9 protein-coding genes and 2 pseudogenes are annotated in these 15,047 nt (G+C 71.1%); 7 read left to right on the top strand and 4 right to left on the bottom strand.

Going from position 1 to position 15,047, the window contains the following annotated elements; genetic code table 11:
* Positions 1-188 precede the first annotated feature (188 nt).
* A complete protein-coding gene (locus ABB07_RS00945; protein WP_208896766.1) occupies positions 189-1,736 on the bottom strand; it encodes a serine/threonine-protein kinase in 1,548 nt (515 codons plus the stop codon).
* 412 nt (positions 1,737-2,148) lie between these two features.
* Between ABB07_RS00945 and ABB07_RS00940 the strand changes: the two genes are divergently transcribed.
* On the top strand, positions 2,149-2,697 hold the full coding sequence (locus tag ABB07_RS00940; RefSeq protein WP_208896765.1) for a DUF4142 domain-containing protein: 549 nt from the start codon (positions 2,149-2,151) through the stop codon (positions 2,695-2,697).
* 455 nt (positions 2,698-3,152) lie between these two features.
* Positions 3,153-3,746, top strand: coding sequence for a hypothetical protein (locus ABB07_RS00935; protein WP_208896764.1), 594 nt, complete (start codon positions 3,153-3,155; stop codon positions 3,744-3,746).
* Positions 3,747-4,599: 853 nt separating this feature from the next.
* Here the strand turns inward: ABB07_RS00935 and ABB07_RS41910 are convergent.
* Positions 4,600-4,739, bottom strand: a pseudogene (locus tag ABB07_RS41910) (helix-turn-helix domain-containing protein); the annotation flags it as partial.
* A gap of 247 nt (positions 4,740-4,986) precedes the next feature.
* On the opposite strand from ABB07_RS41910, the gene ABB07_RS00925 reads away from it, so the two are divergent.
* Positions 4,987-6,201, top strand: coding sequence for a beta-ketoacyl-[acyl-carrier-protein] synthase family protein (locus ABB07_RS00925; protein ID WP_279617367.1), 1,215 nt, complete (start codon positions 4,987-4,989; stop codon positions 6,199-6,201).
* A 323-nt stretch (positions 6,202-6,524) separates the two neighbouring features.
* Complete coding sequence (locus ABB07_RS00920) at positions 6,525-6,950, top strand: hypothetical protein (RefSeq protein ID WP_208896762.1); 426 nt, start codon at positions 6,525-6,527, stop codon at positions 6,948-6,950.
* Between the two features lie 103 nt (positions 6,951-7,053).
* On the opposite strand, the pseudogene ABB07_RS00915 reads toward ABB07_RS00920, so the two are convergent.
* Positions 7,054-7,731 (bottom strand): annotated as a pseudogene (locus ABB07_RS00915) (SDR family NAD(P)-dependent oxidoreductase); the annotation flags it as partial.
* A 249-nt stretch (positions 7,732-7,980) separates the two neighbouring features.
* On the opposite strand from ABB07_RS00915, the gene ABB07_RS41455 reads away from it, so the two are divergent.
* The 3 genes from ABB07_RS41455 to ABB07_RS00900 all read left to right on the top strand — a co-directional run bounded on the left by ABB07_RS41455 (position 7,981) and on the right by ABB07_RS00900 (position 11,461).
* Positions 7,981-9,633 (top strand): helix-turn-helix domain-containing protein, encoded by a 1,653-nt coding sequence (locus ABB07_RS41455; RefSeq protein ID WP_208896761.1) that lies wholly within the window; start codon positions 7,981-7,983, stop codon positions 9,631-9,633.
* Between the two features lie 254 nt (positions 9,634-9,887).
* On the top strand, positions 9,888-11,243 hold the full coding sequence (locus ABB07_RS00905) for a type III PLP-dependent enzyme domain-containing protein (RefSeq protein WP_208896760.1): 1,356 nt from the start codon (positions 9,888-9,890) through the stop codon (positions 11,241-11,243).
* Complete coding sequence (locus ABB07_RS00900) at positions 11,240-11,461, top strand: hypothetical protein (RefSeq protein WP_208896759.1); 222 nt, start codon at positions 11,240-11,242, stop codon at positions 11,459-11,461. The genes ABB07_RS00905 and ABB07_RS00900 overlap by 4 nt, the downstream gene beginning before the upstream one ends.
* 119 nt (positions 11,462-11,580) lie before the next feature.
* Here ABB07_RS00900 and ABB07_RS00895 read toward each other — a convergent pair whose 3' ends face one another.
* Positions 11,581-14,610, bottom strand: a complete 3,030-nt coding sequence (locus tag ABB07_RS00895; RefSeq protein ID WP_244189150.1) for a SpoIIE family protein phosphatase — start codon at positions 14,608-14,610, stop codon at positions 11,581-11,583.
* Positions 14,611-15,047 lie beyond the last annotated feature (437 nt).

Below are 15,047 nucleotides of genomic sequence, written 5' to 3'. Positions count from 1 at the left end.
CCGTACCCCTCGCCGGGCGGCGGGCGACCGCCGTCGGAGCACCCAAGCCTAATGGGCCCGCCCGGCCGCGCGCTCGGCCCACCAGGAACCGCGCCGGAGCGCGCCCCGGGCAAGGCGGCGGCCTGAGCTCTGTTCACCTCGGAATCCGCAGGTGGTGGCACCGAGCCGGAGGCCTTCGGTGAAGCCCCTCACTCGCACAGGGACTTGTAGGTCTCGGCGTCCTGCTTCCACTGGTCGAACCCGTCGCTGAAGGCCTGCTGGTAGGTCTTGAGCTGAGTGGAGTCCCCATCGTCGCGCGCTGAGTATGCCCCTGCCGCGCTGTCGCTCATCGACCGGCTGTCGTTGGCGAGGGCGCGGACAGCGGAGGCCACCGTGGAGTCCTGTGCCGCGTCCGCGGCGGAGTCGAGGTTCGATGCCAGCGCGCTCAATGAGGCGGCCGACGCTTGGTCGAAGGTCTCGTTGTTCGAGGAGATCGCCTGGGACGCCTGTGCGCAGCCGGGGTCGGTCGTGTTCTCCTCGACGGGCGCGGTGCTCGTGTCGGTGTCGGCCGTGGCATGCGTCGGCAGCGTGTAGCCGGGGGCCGAGTAGCTCGGCGACGCGGACGGCTTGCCGTCGGACTTGACCCAGTCGAGGACCTTCTGCGGACCGATGGCGACGACCACGATGAAAATGAGCGCGGCCAGACAGCCGAGCCCGCTGAGGACCGAATTGTCCTGTCCGGAAGGGGGTGTGGTGCCGCCCGTGGGCGGCTTGTCCTTGGCGGCCTTCTGGGTGGTGCCCTCGTCTTTCCTGGCCTCCTTATCCCTGGCCTCCTCTTTCCTGGTCTCACCGGTCTTCGTGTACTTGGCCGTCCCGTAGCGGGCGAGGGACGTTGCCAGCGAGCCCGGCAGCCAGGACCCTGCAAGGCTCATCGTCTCGCCCTGGATCCGCTCACGCGCGTATTCCATGACTTCGCTGACGGACGGCCGTTCGCCGGGCTCCTTGGCGAGGCACGACTCGACGACGGTACGGAGTTCTGGATCGCAACGGCCCAGCTCCGGCTCCTCGTTGATGATCCGGAAGAACATGGCCTCCGGATTTCCCTCGCCGAAGGCGGTCCGTCCCGTCGCGGCGAACACGGTGAGGTTGCCGAGGGCGAACACATCCGTGGCAGGGCTCGCGGAATGTCCGCGGATCTGCTCGGGCGCCATGAACGCGGGCGTGCCGATGCGCACATGCGTGCTGGTGAGGGTGGTGGCGTCCGCGGCGTGTGCGATACCGAAGTCGATGACACGCGGACCGTCCTCGGCCAGCAGGATGTTGGCGGGCTTGAGGTCGCGGTGGATCAGCCCGCAGGCGTGAATCGCGGTGAGCCCTTCAGCGACGCCCGCGACCAGCCGGAACACCGTGGTCAGCGGGAGCGGGCCGTGCTCGGAGACGGCCTGGTGCAGGGAGGGCCCGGGTACGTAGGCCGTGGCCAGCCAGGGCAACGGCGCCTCGCTGTCGGCGTCCACGACGGGCGCGGTGTAGAGACCCTGGACGCGTTGGGCGGCGTCGATCTCCTTGCGGAAGCGGCGCCGGAACTCGTCGTCCTCGGCGTAGTCGGGCCGCACGACCTTGACGGCGAGGGCCCTCCCGCCGGGGGTGAAGGCCAGGTAGACGCGGCCCATGCCGCCGGCCCCGAGCCGGGCGCGTAAGTCGTATCCGCCGACGCTGCGCGGGTCGTCGTCGCCGAGTGGTGTGAACCGGTCCGCCATGCGCACCCCCGTGCCGCCTTGCTCCCAGGTTGGATACCTGCACTATCCCATGGAGCGTCGGCCATGTCCCCGTAGGCGGCGGAAAAAAGAGCACAGGGCTTCGCGCTGAACGCGCGAAGGCTGTGAACTCTCAGGTCAGCGGCTCGGGGAGGGCTCGTCACCCGCCGGCGGGTAGGCGCATGGACACGGCGCACTCCGCAACCCAAGCGCTGGCCTGCCGCGTCGCCCACGGAATCACGGTCCAGGTCGTTGTATCGACGGCCGACCACCCACCGAAGGCGATGGAGGCGCTGGGCTTCCCGGTTGCCGACCAGCTCAACCGGGTGAAGCATGGCAAAGGTACGTTTGTCGCCCTTCGAGCAATGAGATTGGGGCTTCCTCGGGGCTTGCACGCGCGACCTGTGGAGGACAGATGCACACGTCTCGATCCCGTGCCCGTTCCGTCGCCGTCTGCGTCGCCACCCTGTGCGTCACGGGTGTCACGTCGCTCCCGGCTCTCGCTTCCCCGTCGCCCTCGCCGTCGGCGGTCTCCGCCCTGGACAGGCAGCTGCTGACCGCGGCCCACCAGGGAAACCTGTGGGAGATCGCGACCGGCCGGCAGGCTCAGAGCGCCGCGACCACCACCTGCGTCAGGCGGGTCGGCGCCGACTTCGTCCGCGACCACCGCATCCTCGATGCCGGTGTCGTGAAGACCGCGGCGCAACTCGGCGTGGCACTGCCGTCCGGGCAAACGGCCGCGCAGCTGAGGCAGACTGCCGCCCTCAAGTCCCTCGCCGGCACGCCCGCTTATGATGCCGCGTGGCTGAAGGCCCAGTATCCCGCCCACACACAGACTCTCGCGCTCATCGACCAGGAGATCGCCTCGGGCACCAACCCGCTCGTGAAGTCCCTGGCCAAGACCGCGCGCCCGGTGGTCGCACGCCACACCCAGATGGTCAACCAGGGTGTCTGCCACGGGTAGACCGTCCTTGCCTCTCCGGGACGTCGATCCGTGACAGGGGCGAGGGCCGGCCCCACCTCTCATCGAAGCCACCCTTGAGGCGGAACCAGTCGTACCGTTTGATGCGGGCGACGACTGGTACGCACCTTGGTGACTCGTCAGCGGTGGTGCTACGGAGGTACGGCCCTGTGCGCGCGTCGGCACCCGAGCGATGGCCGCACGGTCCAGTGTGGCGTCGCTGCCCGCCCGTGGAGGCCTGATGTCCGGCCGGGGTTGCGCGGGTTCGCGTCACCGTTCAGTGTGTCTCCCCCCTCGCTCGGGGGCCGGAACCTGCTTGTGCGGATGCGAATGTGTTGCCTCGACCGAACACGCCGCTCCAGACTCCCGTCATCCCCCGGTCTGGAACAGGCGGGTCCGCCGGAGCCGCATCCACTGCCCCCGGACCGGTGCATCAGTCATCAGGAGACGCATTGAGGATGAAGAAGCTCCTGGCTGCGGCGAGTGTCCTTGCTGCCGTCGCGGTGGCCGGCGCCGCTCCGACGGCCCTGGCCTCGCAACCGGCGTCCCACGGATCAGCGGCCCGGCCGGACTTCTCCGCTCAGGCCGCGCGCGCCGGCCTGAGCATCGGCCAGGAGAAGACCCTGCAGCGCCGGGTCGACGGCTATCTGGCCGCGCACCCGGGCAGCAAACAGACCGCGGCCAACACGGTCGCCGACCCCACCGGTTCCCACATGGTGTTCGCCGTGCCCGGGGAGAAGTACGCGCGGGACCTGAACAGCGGTTGGAGCGGCAGCGACCCCAGGACGCCGGCCCACACCTGTCCCTACGGCGACTTCTGCGCCTACTCGGGGGCGAACTACACCGGTGACTACCGCAATTGGGGGCGGTGCGCCACGTACGAGATCCCTGACGGCTGGGGGAGTGGAGGCTCCTGGTACAACAACCAGACCCACGGGCTGCAGGCGGTCATGAGGAACAAGTCCCACCAGCCGATCTACGTCACGCCGCCGGCACCGTCCGGGGATCCGCACGGCAACTGGGGACCCGTCTGGTACGTGACGAACTGCTGAGCGGGTCGACCAACGGCGAGTACTGATCCCTTCGTTTCCCCGCGCTTCACCGACGCCTACCAGACCGTCCGCAGCGGCTCGCGACGGACTTCGAGACGACCACGAGAGGCCCTGCCCCCGGGAGTCCACCCTGGAGGAGCAGGGCCTCGACTCGTTCGCTGATCCCCGGCTGGATCAAATGAGTTGGGCCGGTCGCCGCCCGCAGATACCGTCTGGGCGGCCGTGAGAGAACGCGAGGAGGTGAGACCCATGAAGGCTGTATCCATGTGGGTGCTCCCCCATGTCGTCACGGACGGTGGGCGATTGACGTAGGTGTCGCCGGGAGCGCCTCGGACAAGGCACTCCTGAGAGGCAACACCTATGAACTCCGTGCATTCCACTTCGGGCCCGGGCAACCACGCGCTCGTGGTCACGCGGGTTTCGGACATGCAGTGGCAAGCCGTGGCGGACGACCCGGCGGTCGGCCGCGCCGCAGGTCACCGGACTCGGCGCGGTGCGGCCCCCGTCGGGCGTGACGATCGTGCCCGCCGGTGAGGCGGAAGAGGAGCCGCTGTGCGCCCTGGACCGCCTGATCCGCGACGAGGTCGAGGCCACGGCCCTGGACCATGCGTCCCGTCGAACCGCGTTCCCCCAAGACCCGTGGCTCGACTACGAGCCGCTCCGGTCCCAGCCAGCGCCACCGCCTGCTCCACCGGTTTGTGGTTGACCAACGTCTAGGGGGGCCTGCGCCGACCACTTCGGAGCACCATCGGCACCCGGCGACCGGAGCGGCCGTACATTGCCAAGGTTCCGGCCCCAAGGCGTAACACTGGGACGATTGGGCCGCCCAGCGCGGGACGGTCGCCAGGCCGGTAGCAGGTCGGCGTGGCAACGGCCTTCCGCGGGTGGCCACACCTCCTTGCCCCATCCGGCCGCCGCCTCGTCGTCCCGCTCCACGGCTCGTCGGGCAGGCATCTGGCAGGACCAGCCATTGCGCACGAGCGGCTTGCGTATCCATGAACCGCCTCCGACTGCCCCGACTGTTCCTCGCTCAGCCTCAGCCTTGGCAGGGACACCGGCCCTCCCTCGCAACCCCGCACTCGCCTCACAGCGATTTCAGCCTCGCTGACTGTAGGAATATGACAATCTCTCGCTCTCAAATCGGTCGACTCCTACCCTGATTCCCCTCCCGAATGCTGGCATGATCCACATGAGGGTAGTCAGACACTATGTAGCATCCGCACAATTCAAGGAGGCTTGTGTGACCCGTAACGGTCGTGTGCTGGTGACGGGCGTCGGTGCGATGACGCCGCTGGGAGCCGATGCGCCGTCGTCGTGGTCGGGGCTGCTGGACGGTAAGTCGGGGGTGCGTTTCCTGGAGGAGGAGTGGGCCGCGGACCTGCCCGTGCACGTCGCGGCCGGACTCACGCTCGACCCCGCCTCCCTGCTTCCGAGGGCCGAGGCCAGGAAGCTGGACCGCGGTGAGCAGCTCGCCATCCTCAGTGCGCGCGAAGCCTGGCAGGACGCCGGCGCTCCGCAGGTCGAGCCGGAACGATTCGCCGTCGTCATCGGTACCGGAACCGGTGGTGTCCTCACCACGCTGGGGCAGGACGACGTCTTCGAGCGCGCCGGGATCCGCCGGCTGTCGCCGTTCGCGGTCCCCATGCTGATGCCCAACGGACCGGCTGCCTGGGTGAGCATGGACCTGGGCGCGAAGGGAGGCGCCAGGACGCCCGTGAGCGCCTGTGCGTCCGGGGCGGAGGCCCTCACCCTTGGGCAGGACCTGATCCGCAGCGGGCGGGCGGACGTGGTCGTCGCCGGTGGGGTGGAGGCCTGCCTGCACCCCTTCACCATCGCGGCATTCGCCCAGATGAAGGCCCTGTCGACGCAGTCGGTGGACCCAGAGACCGTGTCCCGTCCGTTCGACGTCAAGCGGTCCGGGTTCGTCATGGGCGAGGGCGCGGGGATGATGGTGCTCGAACGCGCAGAGTTCGCCCGGGCCCGAGGAGCACGTGCTCACGGCACGCTGGCCGGCAGCGCCGTCAGTTCGAGCGCGAACCACATCACCGCCTCCGACGCGGAGGGCCAGGTCTTCGCCATGGAACTGGCGCTGCGCGACGCCGGCCTGGACCCGGCGGACATCGGGGTCGTGCACGCCCACGCCACCTCGACGGAGTCCGGTGACCTGGCGGAGGCCGAGGCCATCGGCCGAGCGATCGGCAGCCACGCCGCGGTGACGGCGACGAAGTCGATGACAGGTCACATGATGGGCGCGTCCGGAACGGTTGGCGCCATGGCCGCCCTGTTCGCGCTCAAGGACGGCGTCGTGCCGGCCACACGCAACCTCGACGAACTCGACCCACGCGTGGAACTGGACGTGGTGCACGGTGAGCGGCGCACCGGTCAGTGGTCTGCTGCGCTGGCCAACTCGTTCGGGTTCGGCGGTCACAACGTCTGTCTTGTCTTCACCAAGTAGACGACGGGGGGACGGCAGCGGGCGCAGGGTGGTGTCGTCGGCGAGCAGGCGTCATGCCTCGTCCGAACACCTGATTGCGGACGGTCCCTGTAGCCGCCCACGCTCTTCAAGTCCCCACTGCCGACGATGTCCAGGCGGGACTGGTTCATCCGGCGGGGTGCGGTGTTCCTCACCAGGCGCCACCAGGCAACCGGTACTGGAATCAGCCATAGATCACGTAACATCCAGGCGAATCGACCAACTGCCGCAGTTACCCGCCTATTTGGAGACTTCTCCATGCCTCGACCAAGGGTGACCGCGCAAGGGGGAAGGAAGTACCCAAGATGACGTCATCCCGTGTCGGCCGACGCGTCGCCGGAACCGCGGCCACCGTTCTTCTGATCGGTGCCGGCGCCCTGGCGACCGCGCCTTCGGCGGCGGCCAAGGCCGACGTGCTGTCCATCGACAAGGTCTCGCTGCACACCCCCGGCCTGCAGGTGAAGGTCACCTACTCCTGCGATGCCGGCAGCAACCACGAACTCGTGGCCAACGCGACGACGCTCAACCCCACCCGCAACCAGTCCATCGCCGCGGGCACCGTCAAGAAGAACAAGCTGGTCTGCAACTTCCACGACCATGTCGCGCTGGTGACCATGCGCCCGGCCGAAGGCTCGCACTTCCACAAGGGGGACAAGGTCAAGGTCACCGTCTTCTACTTCGACAACGACGGATTCAGGTACAGCGACGACGTGAAGGTCGCCGTCCTTTAGGACCGGTTTCCGGGACGGGTCTCGCCCCGGCGGGCGGCGCGGACCCACACCTTCTCAAGAGCCGGCACCCGGCCTCCCGGCAGACGCCGGGAGGCCTCGTCGTTCACAAAACAGTGCCCGTCTCCTCGGCCAACGCCTGCAGGAGCCGATCCTGGAACGTCTCGTCGTGGACGGCGCGGTGCGGCTGCTGCCGTCGGCGGTGGTACCAGTACCCGCCGGTCGTCAGGGCCTCGGGCTCATCGCTGGAGACCAGCCACTCCTGCGTCCGATGGCCGAGTTCCAGGTCGTCCGGAGCGCCGGGGCCGCCCATCTTGGTCGGCACCCAGCCCGGATCCACAGCGTTGCTCAGCACATCGGGACGCAGACGGGCCACCGCGGCGGCGAGGGTCGTGACGAACAGCTTGCTGTCGGCGTACGATCCCGCGCTCGCGCCCCGCCAGTCGACCCCGTCGAGCGAGGGACGCCCACCGAAGTGCGAGCCGCTGCTCAGGTACACCAGCCGGTGCGGGCCGCGCAGCAGGGCCGTGAGCAGGTAGGGCGCGATGATGTTGACCGGCATGACCGCCCGTCCACTCCACACGCCGGCGTTGTGGATCACCGCGTCGAGAGGCTGGGCGGCGTTCAGTTCGGCGGCGATGCGCCGTACGGCGTCACGGTCCGTGAAGTCGCCCACCACGAGGTGTGCCCCACGGCCGACGAGCCCGTCGAGGGCCGCCGCGCGCTCCTGATTCCGGGCGTGCACCACCACCTCGTGTCCCGCGGACAGCAGCGAATCCGCCGCGGCACGTCCAAGGCGGCGCGGACATCAGCGGCAACCTGCACGACCGCTCCTAACATCGGAGCGTCTCCTTCCATTCTCCGGCCGCCCGCCCGGGCGTGTCCGATGTGCCGAACCACCGTACGGCCCCGTGCCCGTCCGCCCCTGTCCGTACTTGCGTGCGCGGTTGAGCGCGCGCCCGGTGTGTGGTGTCGTACCTCTCGACAGCGCGTGCCGCGCGTGTCCGCGGACACGCGCGGGGGAGGGGGGAACGTGTCTGATCCGCGGGTGTTCTCGGCGTGGAGTGCCGCCACCGAGTCCCGGGTGACCTTGGAGCAGTTGCTGTCCGTCGTCGGCTCCGGCGCCCTGGAACTGGAAACGGCACCCGGCGGGCTGGCGGAGGCCGTCACGGGGGTCGCCGTACTGGACGTTCTGGACCCCGGCGTCCGGCCGCGTGAACTGCTGCTCGCCGTCGGCGTGGACGCCGGCTCGGCCCACGCGGTGGACGTGCTGCGCCGGGCCGGTGAGGCGGGCGCCGCAGGTGTGGTGTTCGGGCCGGACCGCTCCGGCGGGGCCGCAGGGACGCTGCGCGCGGCCGCGTCGGAGACCGGTACGCCGTTGCTCTTCCGCACCCCCTGGTGCTCCTGGGCCCAACTGGTCGGCGTGTTGCGGGCCGCGCTCGCCGCGGCAGGGGTACCGCCGCTGCCCACCGCCCCGGACCTCGCCCCGGGTGACCTCAACGGGCTGGCCGACGCGGTGGCCGCCCTCGTCGGCGGTGCGGTGACCGTCGAGGACACGGAGTCCCGTGTGCTGGCGTACTCCTCGACCGAGGAGGACGTGGACGACATCCGCAGGCTGACCATCCTCGGCCGTCGCGTGCCGCCCTGGCGGGTCGCGGCGATGCGGGAGGCGGGGTTCTTCGCCGCCCTGTGGGGGACGGACGACGTCCTGCACCGCCGCGCCCACGGGGACGACCCCGAGCGCCTGGTGTGCGCCGTGCGGGCCGGCGGTGAAGTCCTGGGCTCGCTGTGGGTGGCCGCGGCCACGGGCCGCCCCCTGGTTCCGGACGCGCCGGAGGTGCTCCGCGCGGCTGCCCGGACGGCCGCCGCACACCTGCTCCACCACCGCACCCGCGGCGCGGACGGCCGCCTGGTGGAGGACGCGGCGCGCGCTGTGCTGGAGGGGCGCGGCTCGCCCGAGGTGCTGGCGGAGCGGGCCGGGCTGACGGCCCAGGCACCCTGCGCCGTCCTGGCGGTGGCCGCCGCGTCCGCGACCGCGGAGGGGGACCCGTCCCGGTGGCATGCGCTGCTCGGACTGCACTGCGCCGCGTTCGGGCACCGGTCCGTGGTGGTACCCGCGGGCGGCCGGCTGCTGGTACTGGTCGGCTCGCTCGACCCCGACCCGGCGCGGGCCGACGGCGAAGTGGAGCGGCTGGGCGCGTCGCTGGTCGCGCGGGCCGCGGCCGCCACCGGCACACACCTGTGCGCAGGACTCGGCGAGGTGGTGCCGGGCCTGGCGCGGGCGGCCGATTCCCGCCGGTCGGCCGAGCTGGCCCTGAGCGCCTTGGTGTACGCCGGGGGGCCACGCGCCGTCGGCCGGACCGCGGACGTCGCGGACACGGTCGGCGTCATGCAGGTCGTGCAGGCGCTGCGGGCCGTGCCGTTGGCGCGGGGGACGTCGGTGGCGCGGCTGGCCGCGCACGACGCGGAGAGCGGCGGGCGGCTGGTGGAGACGCTGCGCGCCTACCTCGACCACTTCGGGGACGCGGCCGCCGCCTCGCGTGCGCTCGCGGTCCACCCCAACAGTCTGCGCTACCGCCTGCGCCGGATCACCCAGGTCTGCGGGCTCGATCTGGGCAGCCCGGACGCGCGTCTGCTGGCCCAACTGGAGTTACGCCTGCGGGAGTCCGGTACCGGCAAGGAGTGACGGCGGCGCCCCAGCCACCGCTCTGCGCGTGCACCACGGCGTACGCCGTTTTCGTGCGCGTGCACCATCATGGGGCGCCGCTTTCGTGGGCGCGCACAACGGCACGGCCCGGGGCGTGCGATCGTCCGGCCCGGTCGCCGTGGCGGCGGCACGGTTCCTGCCGACGCGACGAAGACGCGGCCGGTGCGCGACGAGCAGCCTGGACGTCAGCCGGGCTCGGCCCGGACAAAGTGACCGACTCCGGAAGGCTCATCATGACCGCAGTGTCCTCCGCCGCCGCACGGCGCGAACGCATCCTCCAGCGGGCCGTGGAGCAGGGGCTGCTGGACCCCGAGGCGTCCCGGCTCGTCGCGTTCGTCGACCTCGACGGTGTCGCCGCGACCGTCTCGGAGCTGTACGACGCCTTCGCCGACTCGCCCGGCGCCCTGCACGCCTTCGCCGCGAAGGCCAACTGCCTGGTGCCGGTGCTCAGCGAGCTGAACCGTATGGGCATGGGCTGCGAGGTCGCCACCGCCGGCGAGCTGGCCCGGGCGCTGGCGGCCGGATTCCGGCCCGAGCGGATCGTGTTCGACTCGCCGGCCAAGACCCGCGAGGAGATCCGGCGGGCGCTGGCGCTGGGGGTGGCCGTCAACGTGGACAGCTTCCAGGAGCTGGAGCGGGTCGCCCGGATTCTCGACGGCCGTCCTTCCCGCTCGCGGATCGGGGTGCGGGTGAACCCCCAGGTGGGCGGTGGCAGTATCGCCGCGATGAGCACGGCCACCAGCACCTCCAAGTTCGGCGTGCCGCTGGCGGATCCGGGCAGCCGCGAGCGGCTGGTCCGCGCGTTCGGCGAGCACCCTTGGCTGACCTGGGTGCACGCGCACACCGGATCGCAGGGCTGTCCCCTCCCCCTGATCGCGGAGGGCGTGGCGCAGGCGGTCGAGTTCGCCGCGCAGGTGGACGCGGCGTACGGTGCGGGCCGCGTCGTCGGCATCGACATCGGCGGGGGGCTCCCGGTGAACTTCGGCGATGACGAGGTCACGCCGTCGTTCGCCGCGTATGCCGAGCAGCTGAGGAGGTCCGCGCCTCGGCTCTTCGCGGACCGCCGCTACCGGATCGTCACCGAGTTCGGGCGGTCCGTGCTGGCGAAGAACGGCTTCATGGCCGCGTATGTCGAGTACACCAAGACCTCCGGTGACCGGCCGATCGCCCTCACCCACGCTGGTGTCCAGGTCGCCACCCGGACCGTGTTCGCGCCGGACGCCTGGCCGCTGCGCATCGAGGCGTACGACGGTTCCGGCAGGGCCAAGCGGGGCCCGCTGGTGCGCCAGGACGTCGCGGGGCCCGCCTGCTTCGCCGGGGACCTGCTGGCCGCCGGCCGCGCGCTGCCGCTGCTCCACCCCGGTGACCTGGTCGTCGTACCGGACACCGGCGCCTACTACTTCTCGACGCCGTTCCACTACAACAGCCTTCCCGAACCCGCGGTGCACGGAGTCCGGGCGGACGCGGACGGCCGGATCCGGTTCACGCTCCTGCGCCCCGCGCAGGACCCGTGGCAGGTGCCCGGGTACGAGGGCGTGGCCGTGGCGGTTCCGGAACCGGCGGCCGTGCCGGCCGGCGACGCCCGGTGAGCCGGACGGGGAGGAGCCGGGGCGAACGCGAGCGGCCCGAGAGGGACGGGCCGCTCCTGACGCAGCGTGCCGCGATCGTGTTCCTGCTGGCGGCGCTGGCCGGAGTCGGCGCCACCGTGCTGGCGGCCCTGGCCGGTGACGCATGGCCGGTCGCCGTGAGCGTCGGCTGCGGCACCGCGGCGACGGCCGTGCTGTTCTTCAAGGAGATCATCGGCTAGTGCCGGCCCCATCATCCTCACCATCCATCACGTGACCCGACGAGATGCGGACGCGACGGATGACGGCACACGAGGGACTGCGGATCTTCTCGCGGGCCGGGGCCGGAGGACAGACCCTGTTAGTCGGGCACCGGGAGGGGCTGTTCGGTCCAGATGGACTTGCCGGTGCGGGTGTGGCGGGTGCCCCAGCGCTGACAGAGTGCGGAGATGAGCTGCAGGCCGCGACCGCCCTCGTCGGTGGCGGAGGTGTGGCGGATGTGCGGCGTGGTCAGGCTGGCGTCGGAGACCTCGCAGATCAGTGCGCGGCTCCGGAGCATGCGCAGCCGTATGGGGCCGCAGGCGTGCCGGACGACGTTCCCGACCAGCTCGCTGACCAGGAGTTCGGTGGTCATGATCAGGTCCTCGTCCGCCAGGTCCCAGTCGATGAGCTGGGCGCGGACCAGCTCGCGAGCCTGTCCCGCCGCCATCGGGTCCTCCGGCAACGGCCACTCGGCGACGCTCTTCGCGTCCAGCGGGTGGGTGCGGGCCAGCAGCAGGGCGGCGTCGTCGATCAGGGCGCCGTGGGCGGGGAGGAGAGCGGAGGTGAGGGTGGCGCAGAGGTCGTCCAGGTCGGAGGCGTCCGCCGGTGCGGTCGGCATGGACTTCACGGACTGGGAGAGGAGCTCGGCGAGGCGGTTCATGCCGCTGGTGACATCTCTGTCCTTGCTCTCGACCAGGCCGTCGCTGTAGAGGGCGAGCAGGCTGTCGGGGGGCAGTACGGTCTCGAGGGTTTCGAAGGGCGGCGCTGCGACCCCCAGGGGCGGGTCCGGGGTCATGGGCAGGAAGGTGACGGTGCCGTCGGGGTGGGCCACCGCCGGGGGCGGCTGACCGGCGCTGGCGTACGACAGGCGCCGGGTGACCGGGTCGTAGATGCCGTACAGGCAGGTCGCGAAGGAATCGGTGCCCAGCTCGCTGACGATGTCGTTGAGGTGGCCGAGGATTTCGTCGGGCGGCAGCTCAAGCTCCGAGAGGGTGCGGACGGCGGTGCGGAGCGCGCCCATGGTGGCGGCCTCGGCCATGCCGTGGCCCATGACGTCACCGATCACGAGCCCCACCCGGGCCGCGGAGAGCGGGATGACGTCGTACCAGTCGCCGCCGACGTCGGCTCCCTGTTTGGCCGGCTGGTAGCGCGCCGCAGTCGTCATCTCGGGGAGCTCGGGCAGCGCGTGCGGCAGCAGGCTGCGCTGGAGCGTACGGGCCCGGGTCGTCGCCTCGTCGTACAGTCCGGCCCGCTCCAGGGCCTGCGCGATCAGTCCGCTGAGCGCGGTCAGCAGCGTGCGTTCGTCGTCGTCCAGCACGCGCGGTCGGGCGAAGGAGATCACCGCCGATCCGATCTCCCGCCCCGACACCGCCAGCGGCAGGAAGGCCCACGCCTGCTTGCCGCTCTCCCGGATCAGGGTCTCGGTCCCCGGATAGAGCTTCCGGAACTCCTCCGGGGAGGAGATGCAGAGGGGAGTGCGGGTGCGCAGGGCGTCGCCCACCGGGTTCTCGGTGTCACTCACCGTCCATTGACCGTCCAGCAGCCGTGTGAAGCGCTCCGCGTGTCCCCGGGAGCCGACCACGGTCAGCCGGTCGCCGACCACGCCGAGCATGGTGAGTCCGGTGGCCCCGAGCGGTGTCATCACGCCGTCGGCCACCGCCGCCATCACATCCTGGGCCGTGACGGCCTCGGCCAGGTCCCGGGTGATCCGCTGCACCAGGGCCGCCCGTTCCGCGGCCGCCCGCTCCGCCGCGGCCCGCTCGGCCTCCCGCAGATGCCGCTCGGTGGTGTCGGTGATGTAGAGCGTGAGGCCCTCCGGTACGGGCACCAGCCGCAGGTGGTACCAGGACGCCCCGTCCGGCCCCGGCACGTCGAATCCGGCCGGCTGCCCCTCGGCCGCCGTGGCCCGGCACCGTTGCTCCAGACCCGGCACGGCACGCACGGCGGGAACGTTCCAGAGCAGGGTTCCGGCCACGTCCCCCGCGGCACCGAGGAACTGCTCGGCGGCCTGGTTGAGAAATCCGATGCGCCAGTCCGGGTCCAGGGAGACGAAGCCGTCGCTCATGTGCCGCAGCGCCCGCCCCACCGACTCCGCGGCGGCGTGTGTTTCGCTGGTGTCCCGGAGGGTGCCGATCACCTTGACCGGTGTCCCGTCGTCGTCCGTGATGGTCCGGGCACGGGCCTCGATCCAGACGTAGGTGCCGTCCTCCCGCCGGATCCGGTACTCGTTCTGGAAGCCGCCGCGCAGCTGGATACCCGTGTCGAAGCCGGCGACCGCCCCCGGCAGGTCGTCCGGGTGGATCAGCGCCGCCCAGGCCTCGATGCCGCCGTACATCACTTCCGGGTCGATGCCGGCCAGCACCTCCTGGACAGGCCGGTCGGAGGTCAGCTCGCCGGTGCGCAGGTCCCAGGTGTACGTGAGGGAGGGCGCCCCCTCCACGTCCCACTGGGAGGCCTGCCGCGGTCCTGGCCCGTTCTCCAGGGCCCGCAGCAGTGTGGTGGAGGGATTGAGGATCTCGGACGACCTGAGTCTCTCCGACATCCAGGCCGCCACCTCGGTCAGAAACGCGCACTCCGCCGACCCGGGCTCGTCGCCGGGGGCGAAGAGGACGGAGAGCGCGCCGCGTCGCGGGCCGTTGCCCGGAATGGGCACGGCCAGGTGACCGATGCCGGCGGGAAGCCGGGCAGGCCACAGGGCGGCCGGATCCCGGCCGGGCACCGGGTCGGGCGGTGCCAGGTCGCGCCGCCAGGTGATGGTGTCGTCGCGGGCGGCCTTGCTGGGCGGCGCCGTGTCCCGTACCCGGATGATCAGCCAGGGCCGGGTCATCGACTCCGGCAGGCCGCTGTCGGCGACCAGGTAGAGGACGCCACTCATGCCCCCACCCGGGAGATGCACCATGCCACCCAGACCGTGCACCTCGGCCACCGCCTGCTGAAGCGCGGTGAGCAGCACCTCGACATCGCACCGCTCCTCGTCCACGGTGTCGAGCAGCCGCATCCGCATACGGTGCCGCTCCACGGGCCGTACGGGGGCCCCCAGGGTCCGCAGGCCCTGCGGTGGGCGCACCGGATGCAGGACGGGGGGTATGGACGGGCGGGTGTTGTCCGCGTCGCCGCCTCTGGTGTTCACCACTGCCGACTGTCGCCTCCGCTCACCGCTTGGGGCCTGCCGGACCGCATGCGATCAGATCTGGACCTGTAGCGATCTATATCCGCAGGATCCATGCTAATCGGTTTAACTTAGGCGATTTCATCTGCCTCGGGGAACCTCTCCCATCCGGCTAACTATGCGCGGCGCCAGCTAACTCTTTGTTACCGCCGAGGGCCGTCCGCCGGCGCCCGGAGCTGCACGTAGTGCGCCTGAAACGGCGAAGGCCGGCCCGGAAAGAGCGTCAGCGGGTGTTCTCGTGTGCGCGGAATCCGTGCCGGCGGGGGCTGCCTTTTCCGGCGCGAGAAACGGCCACGCATCCACAGTGAGAGGCGGCATGTGCGCGGACAGCATCGGCAACAAGAGTGAGCAGCTCTCTGCGCCCTTCCTTGCGGCCATTGGCCTGCCTCGGCCCGTGG

The organism is Streptomyces incarnatus (assembly GCF_001027185.1).
Classification (GTDB): Bacteria; Actinomycetota; Actinomycetes; order Streptomycetales; family Streptomycetaceae; genus Streptomyces; species Streptomyces puniciscabiei.
The sequence above is the reverse complement of the archived record's forward strand: the minus strand, read 5'-3'. Positions and strand labels throughout refer to the sequence as shown.